Origin of the sequence: Marinomonas sp. TW1, assembly GCF_001625355.1 — a bacterium.
Taxonomy (GTDB): Bacteria; Pseudomonadota; Gammaproteobacteria; order Pseudomonadales; family Marinomonadaceae; genus Marinomonas.
In genome coordinates this window covers 147,918-172,992 of record NZ_JSEE01000004.1, presented here as the reverse complement: position 1 = coordinate 172,992, position 25,075 = coordinate 147,918, and the positions used below count along the sequence as shown (strand labels likewise).

The 25,075-nt window shown below is 44.5% G+C and carries 20 protein-coding genes; 6 read left to right on the top strand and 14 right to left on the bottom strand.

Translation table 11 applies throughout. The annotated features are described in order from the left end of the window. Positions 1 to 5: 5 nt before the first annotated feature. On the bottom strand, positions 6 to 4,355 hold the full coding sequence (locus tag OA79_RS05080) for a PAS domain S-box protein (RefSeq protein WP_063332132.1): 4,350 nt from the start codon (positions 4,353 to 4,355) through the stop codon (positions 6 to 8). A 331-nt stretch (positions 4,356 to 4,686) separates the two neighbouring features. Between OA79_RS05080 and OA79_RS05075 the strand changes: the two genes are divergently transcribed. Both OA79_RS05075 and OA79_RS05070 read left to right on the top strand, forming a co-directional pair. Beyond that, positions 4,687 to 5,676, top strand: coding sequence for a 2-hydroxyacid dehydrogenase (locus OA79_RS05075; protein ID WP_063332131.1), 990 nt, complete (start codon positions 4,687 to 4,689; stop codon positions 5,674 to 5,676). A gap of 117 nt (positions 5,677 to 5,793) precedes the next feature. Further along, the gene (locus tag OA79_RS05070) at positions 5,794 to 6,747 is read left to right on the top strand and encodes a sugar-binding transcriptional regulator (protein ID WP_063332130.1); all 954 of its coding nucleotides are present in this window, start codon (positions 5,794 to 5,796) and stop codon (positions 6,745 to 6,747) included. Between the two features lie 92 nt (positions 6,748 to 6,839). On the opposite strand, the gene OA79_RS05065 is transcribed toward OA79_RS05070, so the two are convergent. From OA79_RS05065 to OA79_RS05015, 11 genes are all read right to left on the bottom strand, one after another. After that, a complete protein-coding gene (locus tag OA79_RS05065; RefSeq protein WP_063332129.1) occupies positions 6,840 to 7,898 on the bottom strand; it encodes an ABC transporter permease in 1,059 nt (352 codons plus the stop codon). 2 nt (positions 7,899 to 7,900) lie between these two features. Further along, complete coding sequence (locus OA79_RS05060; RefSeq protein ID WP_063332128.1) at positions 7,901 to 9,418, bottom strand: sugar ABC transporter ATP-binding protein; 1,518 nt, start codon at positions 9,416 to 9,418, stop codon at positions 7,901 to 7,903. Continuing rightward, positions 9,418 to 10,011 (bottom strand): DUF2291 family protein, encoded by a 594-nt coding sequence (locus tag OA79_RS05055; RefSeq protein WP_082825381.1) that lies wholly within the window; start codon positions 10,009 to 10,011, stop codon positions 9,418 to 9,420. The genes OA79_RS05060 and OA79_RS05055 overlap by 1 nt, the downstream gene beginning before the upstream one ends. Positions 10,012 to 10,079: 68 nt before the next feature. Continuing rightward, positions 10,080 to 11,012, bottom strand: coding sequence for a D-ribose ABC transporter substrate-binding protein (locus OA79_RS05050; protein ID WP_063332127.1), 933 nt, complete (start codon positions 11,010 to 11,012; stop codon positions 10,080 to 10,082). Between the two features lie 247 nt (positions 11,013 to 11,259). Continuing rightward, a complete protein-coding gene (locus OA79_RS05045; RefSeq protein ID WP_063332126.1) occupies positions 11,260 to 12,741 on the bottom strand; it encodes an FGGY family carbohydrate kinase in 1,482 nt (493 codons plus the stop codon). A gap of 11 nt (positions 12,742 to 12,752) precedes the next feature. After that, positions 12,753 to 13,703 carry a transketolase family protein gene (locus tag OA79_RS05040; protein WP_063332125.1) on the bottom strand — a complete coding sequence of 317 codons (951 nt, stop codon included), beginning with the start codon at positions 13,701 to 13,703 and terminating at the stop codon, positions 12,753 to 12,755. Next, positions 13,696 to 14,526 carry a transketolase gene (locus OA79_RS05035; RefSeq protein WP_063332199.1) on the bottom strand — a complete coding sequence of 277 codons (831 nt, stop codon included), beginning with the start codon at positions 14,524 to 14,526 and terminating at the stop codon, positions 13,696 to 13,698. The genes OA79_RS05040 and OA79_RS05035 overlap by 8 nt, the downstream gene beginning before the upstream one ends. 100 nt (positions 14,527 to 14,626) lie before the next feature. Beyond that, positions 14,627 to 15,412: an SDR family oxidoreductase gene (locus OA79_RS05030; RefSeq protein WP_156486222.1), complete on the bottom strand. Its 786-nt coding sequence runs from the start codon at positions 15,410 to 15,412 to the stop codon at positions 14,627 to 14,629. A gap of 54 nt (positions 15,413 to 15,466) precedes the next feature. Then, positions 15,467 to 16,963: a sugar ABC transporter ATP-binding protein gene (locus OA79_RS05025; RefSeq protein WP_063332123.1), complete on the bottom strand. Its 1,497-nt coding sequence runs from the start codon at positions 16,961 to 16,963 to the stop codon at positions 15,467 to 15,469. 27 nt (positions 16,964 to 16,990) lie between these two features. Then, positions 16,991 to 17,926, bottom strand: a complete 936-nt coding sequence (locus OA79_RS05020) for a sugar ABC transporter substrate-binding protein (protein ID WP_063332122.1) — start codon at positions 17,924 to 17,926, stop codon at positions 16,991 to 16,993. A gap of 212 nt (positions 17,927 to 18,138) precedes the next feature. Then, on the bottom strand, positions 18,139 to 19,089 hold the full coding sequence (locus OA79_RS05015; RefSeq protein ID WP_063332121.1) for an ABC transporter permease: 951 nt from the start codon (positions 19,087 to 19,089) through the stop codon (positions 18,139 to 18,141). 231 nt (positions 19,090 to 19,320) lie between these two features. Here OA79_RS05015 and OA79_RS05010 point away from each other — a divergent pair, with 231 nt between their 5' ends. The 4 genes from OA79_RS05010 (at position 19,321) to OA79_RS04995 (ending at position 21,905) form a co-directional block, all read left to right on the top strand. Further along, complete coding sequence (locus OA79_RS05010; protein ID WP_063332120.1) at positions 19,321 to 20,106, top strand: SDR family oxidoreductase; 786 nt, start codon at positions 19,321 to 19,323, stop codon at positions 20,104 to 20,106. A gap of 141 nt (positions 20,107 to 20,247) precedes the next feature. After that, entirely contained in the window at positions 20,248 to 21,102 is an 855-nt protein-coding gene (locus OA79_RS05005; protein ID WP_063332119.1) for an inositol monophosphatase family protein, read from the top strand. A 45-nt stretch (positions 21,103 to 21,147) separates the two neighbouring features. Beyond that, a complete protein-coding gene (locus tag OA79_RS05000) occupies positions 21,148 to 21,597 on the top strand; it encodes a nucleotidyltransferase substrate binding protein (RefSeq protein WP_231908803.1) in 450 nt (149 codons plus the stop codon). Next, the gene (locus OA79_RS04995; protein WP_063332118.1) at positions 21,594 to 21,905 is read left to right on the top strand and encodes a nucleotidyltransferase domain-containing protein; all 312 of its coding nucleotides are present in this window, start codon (positions 21,594 to 21,596) and stop codon (positions 21,903 to 21,905) included. Before OA79_RS05000 ends, OA79_RS04995 begins: the two co-directional genes overlap by 4 nt. 48 nt (positions 21,906 to 21,953) lie before the next feature. On the opposite strand, the gene OA79_RS04990 is transcribed toward OA79_RS04995, so the two are convergent. After that, complete coding sequence (locus OA79_RS04990; RefSeq protein ID WP_063332117.1) at positions 21,954 to 23,420, bottom strand: restriction endonuclease subunit S; 1,467 nt, start codon at positions 23,418 to 23,420, stop codon at positions 21,954 to 21,956. After that, entirely contained in the window at positions 23,417 to 25,063 is a 1,647-nt protein-coding gene (locus tag OA79_RS04985; RefSeq protein WP_063332116.1) for an N-6 DNA methylase, read from the bottom strand. The genes OA79_RS04990 and OA79_RS04985 overlap by 4 nt, the downstream gene beginning before the upstream one ends. Positions 25,064 to 25,075 lie beyond the last annotated feature (12 nt).

The window sequence follows — 25,075 nt, the reverse complement described above, 5'->3', positions numbered from 1 at the left end:
ATCAATTAATAATCTGCGAATTCCGCTACTCTACGATGAATGTCCGCTAACTCGTCCTGTACCATTTTTCTAACATCCAACTGACTCAAGTTGTCTATACAGACTGTGTGAGCATCTGTGTCGGAAGTGGCTTTTAACGTCCTCTCATATTGACCAACGGCATCGGAAGACTTAACTAAGCCCATGGTCAATGCCGACCCTTTTAGGCTATGCAAGACTGCTATTAGCTGACCAACATTGTGTTTATCGACAGCTTGTTTAAGCTGCTCAATGAGCGTATCGGCTTCACTTGCAAAACCACTCATGACGCTTCGATACAGTTCAACACTGCCACCAAAACGATCTAAAATATCTTCTATTCTTTCAGCTTCAACGGTTTCATCTATTACCGAGGTGCTTGTAATCGTGTCTATCAAAGCGGCGTCAAGAACACTATCTTCAGTGGTGTCAACGGAGTTTGAAGCTGACATTTGAGACTCATTCACCGCGACAACCTGAGGTTTTTTTTCAGGAATCAGTCGTAAAATACAAGCAATGATTTGCTCTATATCCAATGGCTTACCTAAGTGATCATTCATACCGGCATCCAGACAAGCTTGACGGTCTGAGGCCGACACATTGGCCGTCATAGCAACAATCGGTAAATCCGTAAAACGTGGATCCATGCGAATTTCTCGGGTAGCTTCTAAGCCGTCTACGTCCGGCATTTGCATATCCATTAAGACTAAATCAAAAATAGGAAGTGTTTGATTGAGTACCATTGAGACCCCTTCCGCGCCACCTGTTGCTACGGCCACATTAGCGCCTTCAATCATCAACAACTCTGTCGCGACCTGGCGATTAAATTCATTATCCTCTACCAACAACAAGTTAATGCCTTGCAGCGACTTCACCTCTTCCTGAACGATCACCGACACGTCTTGGACGGTCTGGTTTACTGCTAGCGTTTGATAAACGGTTTCAGATAAACGGCTCAAGGTCACAGGTTTCAGTAACTTAACCGTATTTGGTAATGTCGTTTCATGAGCGTTTTCATTGGTCGCATTGAGCAACAAGATGCTTTTAGGAAGTGGACTGCCATCAGGAATACACTGACCAAGTTCATCGAGACTAGACTGCCCATGAAAGTGAGGCAGCTTCACGTCAATCAATAAAACATCAAAAGGTTTACGATCAACATGAGCCTGCTTTAGTACACTGCTGATTGCAGTAAAATCATCGATGGCCTCAGTTTGCCAACCGAGGTTTTGCGCCATCCGAGTCAAGATAATCTGAGAGGCCAAATTGCTTTCCGCAATCAACACCTTGATGTCTTTTTGATGCGTCAACTGTTGGCGAATCGGTTTGCTAGAGGATTCATCAGCAACAGGCAAATCAATGCTGAAAGAGAAACAACTGCCCTGGCCAAATTGACTATCGACGGTTAACTCCCCTCCCATCAATTCAACGAATCGTCGACAGATCACTAGGCCTAACCCAGTTCCACCAAAACGTCTGGTAGTGGAAGACTCAGCTTGTGAAAACACTTCGAAAATGGAGTCTATATTTTCTTGTGAAATACCAATGCCAGTATCCCTCACTGCAACCGCTAACTTAGCCATGCCTTGGTTTTGTTGTAAGCATTTTATTTCAAGGGTGATGCAGCCTTCTAAAGTAAACTTAATGGCATTACTTAATAAATTAATGAGGATCTGTAGCAGGCGTAATTTATCGCCGACAAAATGACTCGGGAGGTGTTGGTCAACATCAAAAACCAACTCCACTTGGTCACGAATTGGACTGCCAGACAACACCGTCGACAATTCAGACAATAAAGCTTCAAAATCAAAAACCGCTTGCTCTAACTCTAACTTACCTGCATCGACCTTAGAGAAGTCCAGGACATCATTGATCAAGCCTAATAATGACTGAGCCGAAATTCGTGCTTTGGAAATATAATCGTCTTGCTGATCAGTCAAGGGGGTACGTTTCACTAATTGCAGCATGCCTAAAATGGCATTCATTGGGGTACGGATTTCATGACTCATATTGGCTAAAAAATTGGATTTAGCCGCACTGGCCATATCGGCCTCATCCTTCGCATGTCGCAACCAGGTTTCGAGCTCTCGCTCAGAGGTAATGTCTTGATTCACTCCGGTTAAACGTAAGGTGTTACCTTGCGAATCTTTTTCGATATACGCTCCAGCTTGGATATATCGCACACTGTCATCTGGCAAAACAATACGAAACACATCATTGTACAATTTGCCGTTACGAACGGATTGGTTAAAATGATTGAGGGTTTTTTCTTTATCCTCTGGGTGCAATCTCGCTTGCCAATCAGGTAAGGTCACTCCGCCTTCATTTAAATCCTTAGGGTAGTGATAAATGTCATACATCATATCACTCCACTCTAATGCATCCTGTTCAAGATCCCAGCTCCACACACCTAATTGAGCGACCTCTGCAGCAATCAATAGCTGGTCTCGAGCCGCGACTAAGGCTTGCTGATTTCTCTTCTGCTCCGAAATGTCCATCGCCATACCAAGATAACCGACAATGTCGCCATGGGCGTTTTTCATCGGTGTTATGACTAAAGACACGGGATGTCGCGAGCCACTCTTGTGTACATACGTCCATTCCTGACGGTCATAATCTTGCTGTTTCGCTTTGTATATCAGCACTTCCATCGGGTCTGATACATAACTACCATAATCTTCAAAAATCACCGCACGATGTTGATCAATTTCTGCTGAGGTATGAAATAACACAGGGGTTCTTTCAGCCAAGACCTCCTCTGCTTGATAACCCAACATGCGCTCTGCTCCCTTGTTAAACAAGGTGATCAAGCCTTTTTCATCCGTCGCCACGATGGCAATTTCAGAAGACGCTTGTAAAACATCATTCAGTAATCGGTTTAAATGTTCCAACTCAGACGTACGAGCTTTTACTTGATCTTCCAAACTGACATTCAGCTCTCGAATTTTTGCCTCAGCCTTTTTACGTTCGGAAATATCACGCACACTCTGCGAGATCCCAACAATGGATTGGCTGGCATCAAAAATAGGGGAAATGGTCAGTGATACTGGAACTTGGGATCCCAACTTGGTTTGAATTCGAGTTTCAATGGATAAAGCTTGTTTTTGCTGACGAACCTGCTGAAACATTTTCTTATCATCATTTTGCAGTTCGCTAGGCACTAACGTCTGCAGAGCGGGAAGACCGATTACCTCACTTTGCTGATAGCCATAGATCTGCTCAGCACCTCGGTTCCAGCTCGTAATGATGCCATCAAGGTTCAAACTAATAATCCCATCAGCGGAACTCTCAACGACCGCGGTGATCCGAGATTGATGAGCAATAACCTCTTGTCGACGAGCCATATTGATACGTACAACGGCGACTAAAATGGCAGCCAGAACACTCAGCGAGACACCAAAAAACAGAAAAACATAGGGGTCAGAAAGACGTAAGTCACGGATATAGGCATCCGTAACACTCAAACGATTTTGCCATTTACGGCCATATATTTCGGTTTCGGTGGTATGAAGCTGCTCGATTGAGCCTTTTCCATCATTGGAATAAAAACCGACTTGATCGTCCAAATCCGTGACGTCGTAGAGTTCAAAATGAATCTTACTCTGATCAATCTCCAACGCCATCAGTACATCTTCCATAATTAAAGGCGCATAACTCCAGCCAAAGCCTTCACGATAGCGCTCCTGCATGTCTCTTGGAGTCTGACCATTACGATACACTGGCATCAGGATGAGTACTGATTGCGATGTTTTACCAGAAGCCTGTACCAGTGTAATGGGGCCTGTTAATCGTACTTCACCATCATAGATAGCAGACAACGCGGCTTCTCTTCGATTGACTTCAGAAGCGATGTCCAAACCAATTGCCCGCTGATTTAGTCCAATGGGTTCAACAAATTCAATGATAAAACGCTCACTGAAATTCGTAGACAATTCTTTGACCTTAAAATTCGGCCAGCTAGACGCCTTAATATGAGACACATACTCGTCCATCGACTCTTGCGATACGCGACGAATAAAGCCAAAACCATTAGCACCGGGGAATTCTTGGTCGATATTTCGGGTCACACTGTATTGATAGAAGTCATCACGGCTGAGGTCTTTTTCGCCTGCCGTCAACACGACGCCACGGGCACCTCTCAGACCATATTGATAAAGCTGAATCCGAGTCACGACTTTCTGTAAGACTTCTTCAGACGCCTGTTTAGCGGATCGATCGATAATCTCTTGATTGGAAGTATGAACACGATAAGTGACATAAACGGATATGAAACAACCAAGCACTAAGGTCAAAACCACCCAGCGATTGAAAATATTGTTAGATGAAGTCCAATACACTTTTGCCTCCAGGCAAAAACTCCCCTAATGCGTGATGAAAGCTAAATTGCTAGGGGCATCCGTTGTTAATGTGAATCAATATGGTTAGTCTAGTCGAAACCTATTACTCTCTTCATCCTGTTATGTGATATATAAATAAAAAATTACAATTCCTTACCAGATACAAATTAACTATTAATTTATGTAAACAGAAACCGTCTTATCAACGATGCCTCATAAATATTTCTTATAAAAACTTGCTGCACATCAAAAAAAGTCTAAGCAATTTACTTTCTACGGAAGATATACGCTATAACCTTTATATCCTTCACAGAGTAATAGGACATTGGTTATGAACATCGCGGTTTTCTCCTGCAAGCCTTACGATAAAAGAACATTGAGCCATTACATCTCAGGCACGGATCTTGAAATGACGTTTTTCGAAAGTCGTTTGAGTCAAGAAACCATCAGTTTGGTTCAAGGGTTCGATGCGGTTTCCTGTTTTGTTAACGATGATGTCAATGCTGAAGTCATTTGCCAATTAAAACAGCAAGGTGTAAACACCATTGCCTTACGCTGCGCAGGCTTTAACAATGTCGACTTGGATATGGCAAAACAACAGGACATGAAGGTGTTTCATGTTCCAGATTACAGTCCAACGTCTGTTGCTGAACATGCCATCGCTCTTATCATGACTCTCAACCGCAAGACACATCGGGCCTATCATAGAGTCAAAGAAGGCAACTTTGCCTTGGAAGGTTTGTTGGGTTTTAACCTACAAGGAAAAACCGTTGGCTGTATTGGCACGGGCCGTATCGGTGCGGCTTTTTGTCGCATAATGAAAGGCTTCGGCTGTGAGGTGTTGTGCTATGACCTATACCCATCACAAGAACTCATTGACCAAGGTTGTCAGTATCTATCACTGGATGAGATCTACCAAAAAAGTGACATTATCAGCTTACACTGCCCACTCACTACCGCCACTCATCACCTAATCAACCAACAGAGCTTACAAAAAATGAAAGACGGTGTGATGATCATTAACACCAGTCGCGGTGCGTTGGTTCATGCTCAAGAAGCCATCGACGCCCTTTACAGTGGAAAAATTGGTTATTTGGGACTAGACGTATACGAGCAAGAAAACAAAATATTCTTTGAAGACATGTCCTCTCATATCATTCAAGACAGCGTTTTCCAACTCATGCTGACCTTTCCTAATGTTGTCGTAACCGGCCATCAAGGCTATTTTACGGAGGAAGCCTTGAACCATATTGCGCAAACCACAGTGGCGAATTTACAACTTAGCCAAACCCTCAATCCTCAGCAGAGACGGTTGGCATAGACTTTTTGGAAAGCGTTATTGAACTGGCGTTATGAAATCGCATTAGGGATAGTAATTTTCAAGTACGACCTTTAAAATTACAATAACGCTAAAAGCCCGTTTAGAGACTGCGAAAGAATGTCAAAAATTGATGAAAAACGATTGTTACTCAAAATCGCCACTCTGTATTATCAGGATGGATTAAAACAAGCCGATATTGCGAAAACACTTCGACTTTCACAATCTCAAGTCTCTCGTTCAATTACTCGATGCCTTAAAGAAGGCATTGTCAAAATCAGCGTTATTCAACCGCCTTCCGTTTTTATTGGATTAGAAACCAAAATCCAACAACGTTTTGGGGTATCAAATGTCATCGTTGTGGATGTTCAAGACGATCCTTCCGATGCACAAATTAAACGCGCGATAGGTTCTTCTGCAGCACATTACTTGGATACCTCATTGCGAGATGGCGATCTCATTGGCATATCCTCATGGAGCGATACCATTCGCTCTATGGTCGATCATTTGCACACCACCAAAGTAAAAGCCAAAGGGGTCATTCAGGTCCTAGGTGGTGTGGGACATAACGGTAATATCCAAGCGACCATACTGACGCAAACCATGGCGGATATTCTCTCTTGTGACGCCTTTATGTTACCGGCTCAAAGTATCGAACACTCCTTAAAAGACAAACTCAAAATGCTCGATACGGCGGAAGTATCAGACGTGGTGGACATGTTCAATAAGGTCAATCTTGCCATCGTTGGTATTGGCATGTTGGAACCATCAAACCTGTTGCGAAACTCTGGGAATTACTACGACAAAAAGCGCCTAAAAGAACTCGCGGATAAAGGCGCTGTGGGCGATATCTGTTTACATTATTACGATGAAAATGGCTGTCCAGTGGTCAACCCTGAAGACGATCCAGTAATCGGTATGTCACTTGAGCAACTTGAAGCTTGTGAACTGGTGGTTGCCCTTGCAGGAGGTTTGGACAAGGTAGATGCCATCAAAGGGGCTTTATCAGGCAACTACATTGATGTGTTAATTACAGACAGAGTGACAGCAGAAGCCATTTTAGAGACACACTAAAACATAAGAGAAACGGCTAAATTTACTTAACCGTTCCTTTTTCACCTTCTCAAATCCCCCTACCATCTAACAGTAGATATTTCATCAGGCGGTTAACAAACCGCTTTTTGAGAACCAATGGCCGCTTTATACTGCATCTTATTTTGCATCTGGTCGATGATCACTGCGATGATAATCACCACCCCTTTGATCACCATCTGCCAAAACTCACTGACGCCCATCATGACCAAACCATCCGCCAATATACCAATCACAAACGCACCAATTAAAGTGCCGGTGACGGTGCCTCGACCTCCTGCCAAGGAGGTTCCACCCAAAACCACTGCGGCAATCGCGTTCATCTCAAAAGCGGTACCAGTTGCAGGATGACTTGCCACCAATTGTGAGGTCACCACAATGCCGGCGATGGCAGCGCATATCCCTGCAATCGTATACACCCACACCTTGACGTGATTGACCTTGATACCAGACAATTCCGCTGCTTTTTCATTATCACCGATCGCATACACATGCCGGCCAAAAGGCAGTTTTTTGGCGATGTAAGCAATGACACCAGCCATAATAAACATCAACCAAATAGCGATAGGGAGCCCAAATAGATAACCAGAACCAATGGCATCAAACCCCGTGTTTCCAAGCTCAGGGTTGCCCTGTAAACCTGGAAAAGTTTCGCCACCTGATAACAACATAGCAGCGCCACGGATAATGTACATGGTGCCTAGGGTACAAATGAAAGGCGCGACTTTATAACGTGTAATGATAAAACCATTTATTGCCCCTATTATCCCCCCAATAATCACCACGACAGGGACAACAACCCAAACGCTTGGAAAAATGGCAATGCCTAGCGGTTCAATCACTAAACCATGAGAAATCAGATAGCCTGCCACCATGCCACAAAACCCCAATGTGGCGCCGATAGATAAATCAATGCCTGCGGTAATAATGACAAAGGTAATGCCTAACGCAAGAAAAGCATTAATGGAAATATGCTTAATCATAATGATCAAACTGGTGGGGGCTAAAAAACCATCTACCGTCAACGAGAAAAAGCCTAAAATAATAAAGAGCGCAATGAAGGTTCTCATTTTAAGAAGAATTAACCCAAGATTGCCCGAACGAAATACATTGTTATTATTTTTGAGGTTCATAATTAAAATCCTTGAGCACTGGCATGAACTAATTGTGATTCATTGGTTTCGTCTCTCATTAAATCGGCCGTTAACTTGCCATTAGACATCACCAATATTCGATCAGAGACCGCCATAATTTCTTTTAAGTCCGACGTTGAAAACAAAATACCAATACCTTGCTCTGACAACTTAACCATCATTTCAAATACATCGCCTTTTGCACCAATGTCGATGCCTCTGGTTGGCTCATCCAGTAACAGCACTTTAGGCTCAGTTAATAGAGCACGACCAATGACTACTTTCTGTTGATTACCACCACTTAACGCCTGTATTTCAACTTGAGGAGAAGACACTTTGATAGAGAGTTCATCAATCGTTTTCGTGATCGCTTCTTTTTCCACCACCTCATTGATGGCTAAACCTTTCAGACGCTTCCACAAACTCGACATAGACAAGTTATTGGAAACCGAGCTAATCGGAAAAATGCCTGACTGTTTTCTGTCTTCAGGCACCAAACCTAACCCCATTTTAATGCGTTCAGAGGTACTCATGCGGGTATTAACCTTTTGCTTGTCCAGCGTAAATTCACCCGAAAAACTTACTTTACCCAGCAAACATTCAAATAACTCGGTTCGCCCTGCGCCCATCAAACCATAAATACCTACGATTTCGCCGGCTCTTAATGAAAACGAAACATTGTCCACCAGCGTCACTTCCGCCTCGTTTACCAGAGTAATATGATTCGCCTGAAGTACCACTTCACCAAAGGAACGATCGGCGGTTAAAAAATTGGTCACCGGTTCGCTACCCAGCATTTCGCGGACAATCCAAGCAACATCAATGTCTTTAACCATAGCCTCGGATTGGAACTTACCATCCCGTAAAATCGTAATGTATTGACCTATCGCCATCAGCTCTTCAAGTCGATGAGAAATATAAACAATAGACACGCCCTGCTGAGTTAAATCATTAATTACCTCAAACAGAATCTGCACTTCTTTTTTACTCAATGCCGATGTTGGCTCGTCCAGGATGAGAATATCGACATCGGCAATTAAGGACTTAGCAATCTCCACCAACTGCTTCTGACCAACCTTTAAATTGGCCACCAGCTCAGTCGGTTCAATATTTTGTTTCAATCGAGCCATCGTTTGTTTAGCAATGGCATTTTGATGACGCTCATCGATTGGTAAAAACCCTTTTTGCTGCTCTCTTCCTAAAAATAAATTTTCCGCCACGGTCAGATTTTCAGACAAATTCAGCTCTTGATGAACCATGCCAATACCATGTTGAGCCGCGGAGCGAGGTCCTGTGATGTAAACCTTCTCGCCCTTCAAATAAAGCTGACCTTCCGTTGGTGATTGCACGCCTGAAATAATCTTCATTAAGGTGGACTTTCCGGCGCCATTCTCTCCAATAATGACGTTCACCGCCCCTTGATAAACCTTGTAAGTCACGTGATCGAGAGCCTTCGTACCAGGAAACACCATACAAATGTCTTCAGCACGTAAAATGACGTTTTCATCTGAACTAGACATCACATCCCCTCTTTACTGATTTCGAGAGGCACAGCATGTGTCACTTTATTCGCTTTTATTGTCACTGCAGCCAACACACTGATCCGCTGATCCACCCAACTACTATCGGGTGCCACAACTTGAGCAATGGCTTTTTTATTTAGAGCTTTGGACAATTGCGCAAATTGAATTTGATTCTTGAATTGATTAAACGAAATCATCGACGCGGCATCTCGAATGGAATTTCCTTTGATGATTTTCCCAAATTGTAATGCGACATCGTAACCCGCCACGTTTACGACGAGAGCGGTTTTGAGTTTGGATTCGTCGAAGCGACTCACTACGCCTTGAAAACGTACAAAAGACACCACACTCGAGTCTTTCTCAATCGATGACAAGGCCACTGCATTCTGTTGCGCGTCCTTGTTTATAGAAGGCCAAAGCTTGTCGGCAATGGCATTCGGTGTCATGTTTTTTAACAGCTCAGCATCCGCCGCAGACATGGGTATAATCGGCTTACCCTTTTCATCCAAATCCACCACATGACAGCCGATCAATCCCATCAAGGCAAGGCTCAAAAAGAGCATTTTACATACAGAATAGTTAGACATCATTGCTACCCTTGATACTTATTTAGCGTAAAAAAAGCAGAAGCAAAACGAGTCTTGCTTCTGCTTCAGCCTTAGTTCAAAGCAAACGTATCAAGCTGGTTGGCATTGGACTCATCAATCAGCACACAATCCATTAATTGTTTTTCAGGAACACCCGTCGAACCGGTTTCGATATATCGATGAGCTTGGATGACCGCCATTTGAGCCTGATCCCAAGCAGGCTGTAAAACCGTCGCCTTGATGTTTGACCCCGCTATAATAGAATCTCGAACATAATTACTGCCGTCGAATCCCACCACGATAACCTCATTGCGACCCGCTGCTTTTAATGCCGCTTCCGCACCCAGTGCCATCGTATCATTACCTGCAATCACACCTTTAATATCTGGGTAGGCTTGAAGAATCGACTCCATTCGATTAAACGCTTCAATTTGACTCCAATTAGCCGTTTGTTGAGCCACCATTTTTAGATCACTGTAATCATCAATAACATCATGATATCCCTGAGAGCGCACACGAGCATTGGTGTCAGATTCACGACCCAGTAACTCGACATAGGAACCTTCACCATCCATTAACTCAACAAACTTCTCAGCCCCCAATTGCGCACCTTGATAGTTATTCGACACAATTTGCGAAATGGCCACACCGGTTTTGTTAATTTCACGATCAATAAGGAAGGCGGGCACGCCAGCCGCTTTGGCTTTTTCCAGTGCCCCAATCGTCACATCTGCCCCCGCATTATCCAAAATAATGGCTTTGGCATTACGGGCAATGGCAGTAGAAATAAGCTGATCTTGTTTATTCGCATCATCATCGTGCGAAGCAACAAGCGTGCTGTATCCAAGCGCCTCAGCTTTTTCCTTGGCGCCCATCGCTTCAGACTTGAAAAATGGATTATCATGAGATGGCGTGATAATCGCGATCAAGCCATTCGCCGAAGCGATATTGGAAAAGGCAATTGATAGACCAAACAACGTAGTAGCAAGGATTTTCTTATTCATATTATTCTCCCCATTGAATATATATTCAATATTAGTTATTTATGCAAATAAAGTGTAATAAACACCTCAAGAGATGTCTACATCACCAGAGTAAAAAATCTAACCGTCTGATTTTTCATTTTGGAAACCACCAAAGTCCATTTTCCTTATGCCGCACTAATAGGGAACAACCCGCACTACTGACACCATGACGACGCTTAAACACTCGGCTCGTGAGCGCTCTGTCCTTTAAACACCATTGCTTAAATTAACAAGCCAAGCGGGCTTTTTTTATCGCCAAAGACCACCACTGATAACGGCCTTGCCAATAGTCGTACTTATCCTGTCTCGGTGAAAACACAGTAAATGTCTTCGGCAAGCGATCAAGCTCGTCTTTTGTTTGCCACCAACCGATGGCCAATCCGGCCAGCAAACCGGCGCCAACAGCCGATACCTCAGCCACCTCTCCGCGGCGGATCGTAACGCCTAATAGATCAGCCTGAGCTTGCATCAGCCAATCATTCTGTGTCGGCCCACCATCCACACACAAATACTCAATCTTTTCCGGTAACTCATCTGAGATCACATTAAACACATCCGCCACTTGGAAAATAACGGACTCAAACGCCGAGCGCGCTATGTCTGCTCGCTCTGTCGCACTCTTTAAGCCACAAAATATGCCTGTCGCCTCTAAATCCCAATAAGGTGCCCCCAGTCCAGACAACGCAGGTACAAAGAAGACAGAATGATTAGGGTCCGCTTGCCCTGCAAGCTCACACATGGCCTCAATACTCTCCACGCCAAGCATTCGTCGAGCCCAATCGATCGCCGAACCAGTGTGAGTAATGTTGCCCTCAAGTCCATAGAATAATGAGGAATCCTGCCAGGCAATCGTGGTACTGACGTCATGACGAATGTTGGGCAATGTCGGCATAGCGGCCATCACCGAACTGCCTGTTCCATAGGTGGCTTTTACGACACCAGCTCTATAGCCGCCATGGCCAAATAGCGCCGCATGGGAATCGCCAATTTGGGAAGCGATGGGAATACCGGACTTAAGTGCGCCAAACGCCTTTGTCACCCCCACTACCTGAGAGGAAGGAACCACTTCCGGCAACGTCTCTAAAGCAATGCCTAAGCGCGCTAAAATAGCGTCATCCCACACTTGCTTGCCAATATGGTAAAGCTGAGTTCGAGCCGCATTAGACGCATCCGTGACAAACACATCTTGGGTCATATTCCAGATCATCCAAGAGTTAATCGTACCAACACAAATCTCTCCCTTCGCCGCTCTGGCATGACCATCAGGAATTTGCTGTAACGCCATTGACACTTTGGTGGCCGGAAACATGGGATCAAGTACTAAGCCTGTTGACTCTTGCACATAGAGACTAAATGTCTGATCCTGGCGCAAGGTCTCACACAAAGACTCAGAACGACGACACTGCCAACTCATCACAGGCGTCAAAGGTTTTCCTGTATTGCGTTCCCAAAGTACAACGGATTCACGCTGATTACTGATGGCGACCGCCTCAATCATCACATCGTCTGCAACAGAATCGATTGCCAAGGCAATAGAAGCTTTCATCCTTTCAATGATTTCAAACGGATCTTGTTCAACCAAACCCGCTGCAGGAAAGCGAATGGAAAGAGGCGCCATTCCCTTACCAACCACATCCCCCTGTTTATTCAATAGCAGGGATTTTACGTTGGTTGTGCCTTCGTCTATCGCCAGAATTACATTACGCATTCGAGCCTCACTTAAACCAATGTTTCATGAACAAGTTGCTGACAGACCATCACTATGCCCGCACTGTCGATAGAAAGCATTTTTCGAGTATAAGAACGATCCCCCGCGGCCGCATAGCCGCCATCTTCAACGCCTAAACGAACCAACTTCGCCGTCATTCCCTGTTCAGCCATGAGTTCCGCCACCACGCTTCCTAAGCCACCATTCACATTATGTTCTTCTACACTGATAACATGATCAGCGCCACTGAGCTGATTGACCAAACGTTGTCGATTCAGAGGACGAATAGACGACACATTTACCACGGCAACGTCTAGGCCATCTTCTTTTAACGTATCGGCCGCCGCCACGGCTTCATGTACCACCGACCCCAGCGCACAGATCACCACTTGCTTACCCTCTCTTAACAACGAAGGTTCACCTGCCGTAAATTGAAATTCAGCATCGTGTAATACAGGCAAAGCTTTGCCATCCATACGAATATAGACTGGCCCTTCATACCGTATGGCATACTCAATTATTTGCCGACACTCAACAGGGCACGCTGGCGCAAAAATTTGAATATTGCCAAAACCGCGCATAATACTAATGTCATCAATTGAATGATGGGTACTCGCAAGAGGGCCGTAACTGGCACCCGAATTCAAACCAAACAACTTAACATTGGTATTGTTATAACAAACATCTACCTTAATCTGCTCATTGCTTCGCGACATTAAAAATGGCGCTGCATTACACGTCACGGCGACTTTTCCGGCCAATGCCAATCCTGCCGCCGTTCCAACCATCACTTGCTCAGCAATGCCAACATTCACTAAGCGACCTGGAAACAGGTCAACAAAAGGCTTAATTTTGGAAGTGGAAGTCGAATCCGCCACCACGGGTACTAAATCAACGCCATCATTCACCGCGTCGATGAAACACTGCACCATAACATTGGCTAAATGTTCACTGTTAGACATCGGCTAGCTCCTTCAATGCAAGATCAATTTCTTCGCCTTTTGGCACTCGGTGATGCCATTCTGGTCGGCCCGCGATAAAAGACACACCAGCCCCTTTGGTGGTATTCGCAATCACCACATTTGGCTTGCCTTCGACTTTTAGCCCCTCTAACGTACTCACGATTGAAGCGACATCATTGCCATCACACTGGGTCACAGAAAAACCAAACGCTTGCCATTTTTGATCCAACGGATCGGTTTTCATAATGGCCTCAGTCGGTCCAGCCAATTGCAGTTTATTCTTGTCATTAATAACAATCAGGTTGTCGAGCTGATAATGAGAGGCCGCTAAAGCCGCCTCCCAATTACTGCCTTCGGCTAACTCACCGTCACCCGTTAACACATAAACCTTTCTCGAACGGCCATCACGCTTAGCGGCTAGCGCCAACCCCACCGCCACGGGCAAACCATGACCCAAAGCGCCCGTATTTAATTCTACCCCTGGGGTTTTCTGACGAACTGGATGACCTGGCAAATGGGAATCATTGTGTTGATAGCTTGGCAGCCAGTCTTCAGGGAAATACCCCGCTTCAGCAAGACAACAATAATACCCACCAGCGGCATGACCTTTTGATTGAATATAAATATCCCGATCATCGTCCGAAATTCGATCAGGGGCGCAGTTCAACAAACGAAAATATAACGAGGTCACAATCTCAACTTGAGAAAGATCTGCTCCAGTGTGCCCACCTGCAGGACTGTCGGCATTAAGCCGAATTATTTTACGCCTAATCGCTCGAGCTTTTTTCTCTAGCCCATTCACATCAAGTTGGAAAGGATTCATATCATCTCCTATTACATAAGACTTTAAAATTTCAACACTTTTGAATTTAATTTCAATAAAGAATAAATATTCTATAAGGACAAAAAATATAGGCCCTAATTTACCAGCAGACAAAACCGCCATCGACGAGTAAATCCACACCGGTACAATACGATGCCGCATCAGACGATAAGAAAATCGCAGGTCCAGCCATTTCCTCCACACTTGCCATTCTTCCCATAGGCGTTTGCCGTTCAAACTCTTTGGTTTGATGGACCATTTCCGGACGAGTATTCATCGGCGTTGCGGTGTAACCTGGACTAATCGAATTAACACGAATCTTTTTGTCTACCCATTCCATTGCCAAACTTTTAGTGAGATGAATAACACCCGCTTTAGACGTATTGTAATGAGCTTGCTCAAGCCCACGATTAATGATGACACCAGACATAGATGCAATGTTCACAATAGAACCGCCTCCACTTTTTTCCATCAGTTCCGCTTGCGCTTTACAAGAATGCCAGATGCCCGTTAGGTTAATATCGATAACTCGCTGCCACTGACCTACGTCCATCTCTAACGCAGGGTTAGCATTAGCAATACCTGCCGCATTAACAGAAATATCAAGTCGACCAAACGTGTCGTCAGTTAATTTAACCGCTGCACATAAGGACTCAAAGTCACAGACGTCACCGGTATAATGGATGGCCTCTCCACCCCTATTTTTAATACTGAAAACCGTGTCGGCTATGCCTGCCTCTTGTACATCAAAACACACTACTTTGGCACCAGCACTGGCAAGCGCCTGAGCAATACATTGCCCTATTCCGCTGCCAGCTCCTGTGACCATGGCAACACGGCCTGATAAATCAAAAAGCTTGGCGGCATTTATTGTGAAATCACTCATTATAATTCCCCAACCTAATTAAAAGAGTTTGCTTTAAAAACGTTTCTTCAGCGCTTAACCGAAGGCTGTTGCCAACTCCATTACAGAGACATCATTCGCATTTTGACGATCAAGAATACCCGTCATTTTGCCTTCAGCCATTACCATAATGCGATTAGAAATACCGAGCACTTCTTCAAGATCTGAACTTACCACAATAACGGCAACCCCCTTGCTCGCTAGTTCTACGATAATCTCGTAAATAGATGACCGTGCTCCAACATCAATCCCTCGGGTAGGTTCATCTAGCACGACAACTTTTGGGGCTTTCGCTAACCATTTAGCCAAAATAACTTTTTGCTGATTACCACCAGACATTTCACCTGCATTTTGCCCCCCAGTACCCTTGACCCCAAAACGGGCAATACCTGATTTGGCATAATCTTTAATACGGCTAGGGCTAATAAATCCAAATTTAGATATCGTCGATAAATTTGCATAAGCAATGTTATCTTCTATGGAATGATCCAACACCAGCCCTTGTAGTTTTCTATCTTCCGGTACTAACACAACACCATTCTCGATCGAACTTGTTGGCGTTTTTGGGGTAATATCTTTACCGTTCAGAAGAACTTGCCCCGTTGCAATAGGGTCCGCTCCCGTTATCGCGCGAACCATTTCCGTTCGACCAGCACCAATCAATCCAGCAATACCAAATATTTCCCCTTTTTTAACGGAAAAATTGATATCGTGAAAAGTGGCATTGGGGGATGACAAGTTTTTCACTTCTATGCACAATTCTTCTTTCGGTGCAGGGATAGCCGGAAACATTTGATTAAGATCCCGCCCCACCATGCTTTCAACAATCGTTCTTATTGGCACATCGCCACTGTCAAACTTTTCAACCGTATGACCATCACGCATCACCACAAGACGATCCGCTACTTTTCGAATTTCTTCCAAGCGATGAGATATATAAATGATGCCGACACCATCGGCTTTCAATCGTTCAATCTGTTCGAATAACAATTCTGTTTCAGCACCACCAAGGGCTGCCGTAGGCTCATCTAAAATTAATAGTTTGGCATCCAATGCCAATGCCTTGGCAATTTCAACAAGTTGTTGATTTGCAGTAGAAAGCCCACAAACTAAACTAGAGACCGGAATATTCAAGCCTAACCTTTCTATCTGAGCTTGCGCACGTGCTTCCATCTCTTTGCGCCTGATCAAACCGGCTTTACTTGGCCAACGACCAATAAAGACGTTTTCAGCTATCGATAAATGCTCAAGTAATCGCAATTCTTGATGGATAAGCACGAGACCTGAGTTAATTGCTTCTCCAGGACTGTTGGGCGAGTATGACTCGCCCAACCATGTCATGTCGCCAGAACTCTGGTGAAAACCACCTGCAATAATATTAGAGGTAGTTGATTTACCAGCGCCATTTTCACCCAATAATGCCACAACTTCGCCGGGGTAAACCTCAAGGTCAATACCGTGTAAAACTTCTGTCTGACCAAAGCTTTTACGAATATTCTGCAGAGTTAATATAGGCTTTCGTTCAATCGTCATGATGTTATCTGCTCCTATATTTGCGATTTAAGGATGATCCGCAATAAACGCATCAACATTAGCAGACGTTGTTAAAACCGCATCGATAATCTGCTCTTTTGGCACTGTACCACCGGCCGCAAGCTTAATAGCCGAATCAACGGCTAAACGCCCCATAGCCCGAGTACTTTGAGTGGCTGTCACGTCAAATACACCTTTTTTAATGGCAAGCAACGCGCCTGTATCGCCATCATAGCCACCAACAAAGATTCGATGCTTAAGACCAGAAGCCGCAACCGCTTTAGACGCTCCCATTGCCAAACCATCAGCCTGACCAAAAATCAAATTCACATTTGGATAAGCTTGTAGCAAGTTCTGCGCAATCGAAAAACCTTCATCCTGCGACCAACGCTCACTCCATTGGTTTGCCACCAGTTTCACTTCTGGATTTTCGGCGATTGCCTGTTCACAACCTTTCGTACGATTAACTTCAGGAGTCACACCTTTTTGACCGTGGATAATGATCATTTCACCTTTACCACCCGCTAGATCAATAATGTGACTACATACTTTATAAGCGGACTTAATACCTTCACCAGCAATAAACGTATCACCAGGCTCAGTCTCAGCGTTACGATCCAAATTCACAACCGGAATGCCTGCTCTACGAGCCAATCGTGGTGGTACAGTCGCCGCCGCCGCACCAGCAGGTATGTATAAAAAGGCATCTATATTTTGCGTCATTAAGTCTTGAACTTGACTCACTTGAGTCGAGCTGTCGTCATTTGCGTTAACCGTAAGTACCTTAATTCCCTTTTTCGTAGCATATTCTTCAACAGACTCTTTAATTTGAATAAAATAATTAGCCGACAGATTAGGGACCGCTAAACCAATTTTTTTAATTTCAGCAGCACTGACAGTGCTTCCCATAGAGATAACAGACGTGGTGAAAGCGCACATTAACATCAGTTTTTTAAGTTTCATCGTTATTTACCCTTATAAATATTATTTTTATTAAACTCCGTATACTGCTTATATACGGGCTCTAAGGATGCCCGACAACTTGCCGAACAGTTCGTGCTCAGAATATCCGTTCAAAATGAGACCCTTTACTAACGAATTCAACAGTCAAGTTTCCACATTGCTTTTGACGACAGTTAAACACGCCGTACAGTCTCGAGAATCGAGTCGGACTACTACTTTTTCTTTAAAGCTTCAATCGATACGGCTAAGGCGATTACGAGACCGATAACAACTTGCTGCATAAAGGGAGAAACACCCAACAAGTTAAGCCCGTTTCGTAGCACTCCGATAATTAACACGCCAATAATCGTGCCAGCTAAGCTACCAGTCCCTCCAGATAAACTTGTTCCACCAATAACCACCGCTGCAATAGCATCAAGCTCATAGGAAACGCCTGCCTGTGGCTGTACTGAGTCCAATCTAGCGCCCAGCAATACGCCTGCAATACCGGACAACACCGCAGCAAAAACATAAACCCCAACGGTATGAAGCTTAACTTTAATACCAGCAAGACGAGCGACTTCGGCATTACCACCAATAGCGTAAAGACTACGCCCACCAGAAGTGAATTTTAGATATGCCCAACTAATAGCAAAGACTGCAAACATGATAGCAACCGTAATGGTGATGACGCCGCCATAGCGAATCACAGCCATTAAGTTAAACCAAATTGGAAAACTTATGATTTGATGCCCATCACTTACCATGTTAGCTAGACCTCGCGCGGCAGACATCATGGCTAAAGTTGCAATAAAAGCGGGGACCTTAAAAAAAGCAATTAGTATTCCTGAAACTAAGCCTGCCAACCCCGCGGCAATCAAAGCGGTAAAAATGGCCGCCTCCATTGGCCAACCAAGTTCTTTTGCGAGAAAGCCCATCACCATGCCACAGAGTGCTAAAACTGAACCAACAGAAAGGTCAATACCACCAATCAAAATAACAAACGTCATACCGACAGCAAGAATGCCCAACACCGTTATTTGATCAAGAATATTGACGAAATTGCGTATCGAAAAGAACGACTCAGTCGAAAAAGAAAGGAAAACACAAAGTAGCAACAAGCCAACCAAAGGACCGGTAGAACCACTCAATGAGAACAATGCACCAAAGCGGCTTCGTAACATAAGCATTACTCCAACAATAATTATTCTTTTTTTTGTATTTACAACCACCGAATATATATTCAGTAATGTTTAATTATTCAAACACTATTAAATACTCTCTATCACTTGTCAAGAACTAAAAAGTCAATCAATAGAACCTCCACTCTTTAAAAATTAAGAATGACTTATTGACTTTTTGTGATTTATTATTCTATCTTGAATTTTTATTCAAAAACAAAAACAGGTTTACTCATGACTAGAAAATACAACAATGTTGTCATCTGTGGTGGTAACAAAGGCATAGGGTTAGGCATTACAGAACGCTTTTTACAGGACGGTTTTAACGTAGTCGTTGGCACAGTCGACACAGACTATGGTGCTACTGTAGAAGCACTAAAAAAAAATTACCCTAAGCAAATAGTCAACTTCTTAAATTGCGATGTAAGTTCAGTCGATTCCATCAAACAGTTTTATAAACAAGCGAATGAACAGATGGGGTCAATTGACATTTCTGTGCAAAATGCAGGTGTTATCCGAATTTCAAAATTAGATGAAGTCACTGAAAATGATTGGGATATCACATTAGATGTAAACACCAAAGGCATGTTCTTCTGCTGTAAAGAAGCCATTAGCTATATGAAAGCAGCTGGCAATGGTGGTCGTTTAATCAATACCGCATCAGGCCAAGCAAGAGAAGGCTTTATCTACACCCCACACTATGCTGCCAGTAAATTTGGTGCGATGGGATTAACGCAAAGCCTTGCTAAAGAAGTCGCGATTGATGGCATTACTGTAAACTCTATCTGCCCAGGTATTATTCATACGGATATGTGGGACTACAATGACCGTGTCTGGGGGCAGCTCATGGGAGACTTTAAACCTGGAGAGTTAATGAGTTCGTGGGTAGAGAACATCCCAATGAAACGCGCTGGAAGTGTTCAAGAAGTTGCCGGATTGGTCGCTTTCCTAGCTGGGCCCGATGCGGCTTACATTACTGGACAAGCCATCAATATCGATGGCGGACTAATAATGTCCTGAGAATGCCTTAGCAATTAAAAAGGTCTAGTTTGAACGACAGACTAGGCCTTTTTCTAAACTGATTTCTACACAATAAACTAATTGTCATACTCATACCGTATAATAGATCCACCCAAAGGAAATACAGCGGAGTAAGGCAGTATGAATCTCGACCAAAACACTCAAGACACGTTAATCAATATTCTACGTCGTACTGGCCAAGAGATTGTTATGCCTCATTTTCGCCAACTCGACAGCCAAGATATCAAAGAAAAAACCAGCCGCAGTGATTTGGTCACCATTGCCGATCAAGCCAGTGAAGACTTCATTACCCATGAAATTCAACGCTGTTTTCCTGACTGGGCCATTGTCGGTGAAGAAGCGGTTGCAGCGGCCCCATCCACTACCGATAAAATCAGCCGTGCCGATACTTGTGTCATCATTGACCCTATTGACGGTACTTGGAACTTCGCTCACGGACTTTCTGACTTCGGCATCATTTTGGCCGTCGTCGTCAAAGGCGTTACTCGCTTCGGTGTGCTTTATGACCCAGTAAACGATGATTGGATTTATGCGAACCAAGGACAAGGCGCGTATTATCAAGCGACGACTCAGGCGGAACGAGGTAACTATGCAGCGCCTGAAACCGCCCCTGTCGCATTGCACATTCAAGCAGATACACCGCTAGAACAACACGCTGGCATCATGTCGATTCATTCCTATGTCGGTGACCGAAAAAAAGACTTTGCCATCAAGGCGACACGCTTTGCTCGCATCAACAACCTGCCTTCTTGCCCCGCTTACCGACAGATGGCACTGGGGCATTTTCAATTTAGCCTAACCTATAAAATGATGCCTTGGGACCACGCGGCTGGAGTGCTGATCTTCACGGAAACGGGCGGTGTGTGTCGTCTACTCAGCGGCGAAGAATACAGCCCAAGTATGCTCGACGGCGAAATGCTAGTAGCCCAATCAGAACAGCAATGGCAGGAGCTGGCGGAGCATTTTAGGAAATAGGCTAAACGAAAACCCGCCCTTTTACTCAAAGTAATCTGTGGCATAATGCCAGAACGTATAGGCCAAAGAGACGACAAAGGCATGACCGAAGAAAATCTACCATCAGAACGTTGGAAACAACGATTTCAAAATTATAAAAAAGCCTTACTGCAACTAAACGAAGCCGTAGAAGCCTACGACGAAAAATCGCCAAACATCATAAAGGAAGGCGTTCTACAGAGATTCGAATTCACTCACGAACTGGCTTGGAAAGTGCTAAAAGACTACCTTGAATACGAAGGTCATCAAAACATTACAGGGTCAAGAACCACAACAAGACTGGCGTTTAACCTAGGTCTCATCCAAGACGGTCAAACATGGATGGACATGATCGAAAGTCGTAACAAAACGGTACACGCCTACGATGCGAGTATTCTTGAAACGGAATTTTCAAAAGTACGAGAAAGTTATAACGCCTGCTTCATCCAACTAAAAGAAAAACTGTCCACCCTATGACCCTTTCCAAATTCGGCATTCCAACAAACTTGTTACAAAAAATGTCTGAGACCTTTTCAAAGTATCCAGACATTGAAAAAGTGACTCTGTTCGGCTCCCGCGCCACAGGCAATTTTCGTAACGGCTCAGACATAGACCTTTCTATTTCAACACCAAAAGCAGACATCATCCCCACGCTTCGTATTGAACTCGACGATATGAACAGCCCGTACATGATCGACTTAATTGATGAAAACAACCTCACCAACCAAGCCTTGTTAAAACAGATCCGAGAAACTGGGGTGGTTATTTACGCCAAACAAACTTAGACAAACCAGCCTGCTCCTCCCCCTGCTAAGGGGGAGGCTGGGAGGGGGTTAACTCTTCCCTGTCTTTTTGCCAACCTTCTTCGCGGCCTTGGCAAGGGCTTCGCTTTCGGCGCGAGCGGCGGCGATGCGTTTAAGCAGTTCGTCGGCGGGTTCATCGGTTGGATCTTGTGGTACGAGTTCGCCGCGGAAGGCTTTGGCTAAGATGGATTGGGTGAGTTTATCGACGCGCTGTTGGGCTTTTTGCACTTGCTGTTCGATGGTGTTGGCAAAGGCAAAGTATTGATCCACCAGACGGACGATCTCGGTTTGTTCTTCGAGTGATGGAAGTGGAATATCAAGTTCTTTTATCGGCCCCAAAAACAAATTAGACTGAGCAGTAGACCTAGAACTATCTTCAATATTTTTCTGAAGCATTGGTGACTGTAGAGCTAACATCATAAACTTATTGAATATAATTTCGTCTATACCTCTTACAAGTGCAGCGCTTCTTACCATCACATATTTATCATCCTCATCAACTAAGCAAACTCTTCCAACGGAACCTGAGCAAGAAATTAAAATATCACCCTTATTCGGATCACAGCGTTTTCTTAGCTTTGAAAACTCTTCATCACCAACATAATCAACATTATCTAAGGCTATATAACCATCTCTTACATTTCTAGCTGATAATAAGTAGTTCCCAGTACCTTCTCGCTTTGGTGTTTTATGCTCACCATCTGTTATTTTTAAAGCGACAGAGCATAATTTCACACACAACCATTCTTTAGGCATTGAATGTAACAAACGCCCTTCTTTAGCTTCTAAATCTTTTTTAGCAACTTTATTTTTTATTAAATTTTCTTTTATTAATTTGATCTCATTGAAACTGACTTGAGCAAGCTTATCCTCCCCCCTCCACTCTTCCGTCAATTTCCCACTCACTGCGGCGGCGAGGACGGATTGGCGGAAGCGTTTGAGGATGGCGGGAATGCCGTCGAGGCGAGCTTTGATGGTGTCCACCTGCGCCAAAACTTGATCTAGCTTTTCGACAATGCGTTTTTGTTCGGCTAGAGGAGGAATTGGTAAACTAGCTTTCTTAACCAGATCACCACTAATATTTTTAACCACCCCACCAACCGCAAGTTGATTAAACTGATTTTGAATATATGAGGAAGAAAGCAAGTAATAGAAGTAATTAGTGTCTATGCCATTTGGTAGTCTAATAGCAAACCACCCATCATGGATATAACCTTCAATTGCCATAATATATGGTCGCCCATAAGACATAGAGTTTGAAAGGATAAAATCACCAATACCTACAAACCGAGATTTTAAGGCACCGGCTTTAGTGATTTTCTCTCTTGTCGAAGTTACATATTTTTGGCCTTCCTTCATGTCACCGATTTTTACCCAATTAACCCCATCCTCTGCTTCGGTAATAAAATCCTTGATTGGGCGAGGAGAGCTGCCTCGCTCAACGTGAACAAGATTTCCCAATAAGTCACTCTCCCACCCTTTCGGCAATTCGCTCACGCTTGGCCTCCAAATAATTCGCCTTGGCCTTTTTCATTGCCTTGCGCTTTGTTCTGTTCGACGGTTTTTTCTTCCAGTCCAAAGGAGGCTTCGAGCAGTTGCTTTTGCGCTTCGGCTTCATCATCCGCACCAAGGGCTTGCATGAGTTGGTAAAGTTCGCCCATGGCTTCGGTCAGTTCGGCCATGGCTTCGCCGGCTAAGATGTCTGGCTCGGGTAGGTTTTCGGAGTTGCTGGCTTCTAGGTCTTTTAGCCATGCGATGTCTAGGCTGTCGCCTTTTTGCTCGCGAATGTAGTCGCGGCTGAATTTACGCCAACGGGCGTTGTCAACACCTTCCTCTTCACTCAAACCGTCGATTTCACCCAGTTGCTGGCTTTTCCCAGTAAAAACGCCCTCTTCCCGTGGCGATTGGCCATTGGCGTCTTCCCCGTAGGCCGCGATAAAGCCATCAAAGTGGGCATCGGTTAACATGCGGCGTTTACCAAAAGTTTGCATGTTGGTACGCATGTCGTAGACCCAGGTTTCTTGGGTACAGTTGGTGTCTTGCTGGGGATTATCTGGCGTGCCTTTTTGGAAAAACAGTACGTTGGTTTTCACGCCTGCCGCGTAAAAAATACCCGTGGGCAAACGCAAAATGGTGTGCAGGTTGCACTTGTTCATTAGGTCGCGGCGAATGTCGGTGCCTTTGCCACCTTCGAATAATACGTTGTCGGGAATCACCACCGCCGCACGGCCACCGGGTTCCAAAGTTTCGACTATGTGCTGCATAAAGCAGAGCTGTTTGTTGCCCGTTGGGTGCACAAACTTGCGGGTAATGTTGCTGCTGGACGCGCTGCCAAACGGCGGATTAGACAAGACCACATTGGCTTTGGGCACACTTTCACCATCCGCGCCCAAGGTGTTGCCTAGACGAATCGCGCCGTGTTCGCTGTCGCCTTCGATGTCGTGCAATAAACAGTTCATCAAGGCAAGGCGGCGAGTTTCTGGCACTAATTCTAGGCCAATAAAAGCGCGTTCCATTTGGAATTTCTGTATATCATCGGGCAAGTCTTCTAAGTTGTTGCTGTGGGCTTTGATATATTTGTCGGCTTCGATCAAGAAGCCCGCCGTGCCGGCCGCTGGGTCTTGAATGATCTCGCGCGGTTGCGGTTTCATCAGTTCCACGATGGCGCTAATCAGCGGGCGCGGCGTGAAGTATTGCCCAGCGCCGGATTTGGTTTCGTTGGCGTTTTTCTGTAACAAGCCTTCGTACATGTCACCAAAGTCGTCGCGGCCTTTGCCTGTGCCGTCATTGTCGTACCAATCCAACTTGTCCATGTTGGTAATCAATTCGGTCAATTGCGCGGGTTGAGTAATAGTTGTGGTAGCGTTTAAAAAAATGGCTTGCACGATGGCATGATGATCGCCATCCAGTTTGTTCAATAAGGTTTTGTAAAAGCTGTGTTGTTCGATGCCAATTTTGCTGGTCAGATCTTTCCAGCGGTAGCCTTCTGGCAATAAGTCTTCGTCTTGACCGGTTTGTTCGCACATTTTTAGAAACAGCAAAGACGCCAGTTCGTTGACGTAGTTTTGGTAGGACACACCGCCGTCGCGAAGGTTGTCGCACAGTTTCCAGAGTTTGGCGACCAGTTCGTTGTTGTTCATAAAATGTCTCTA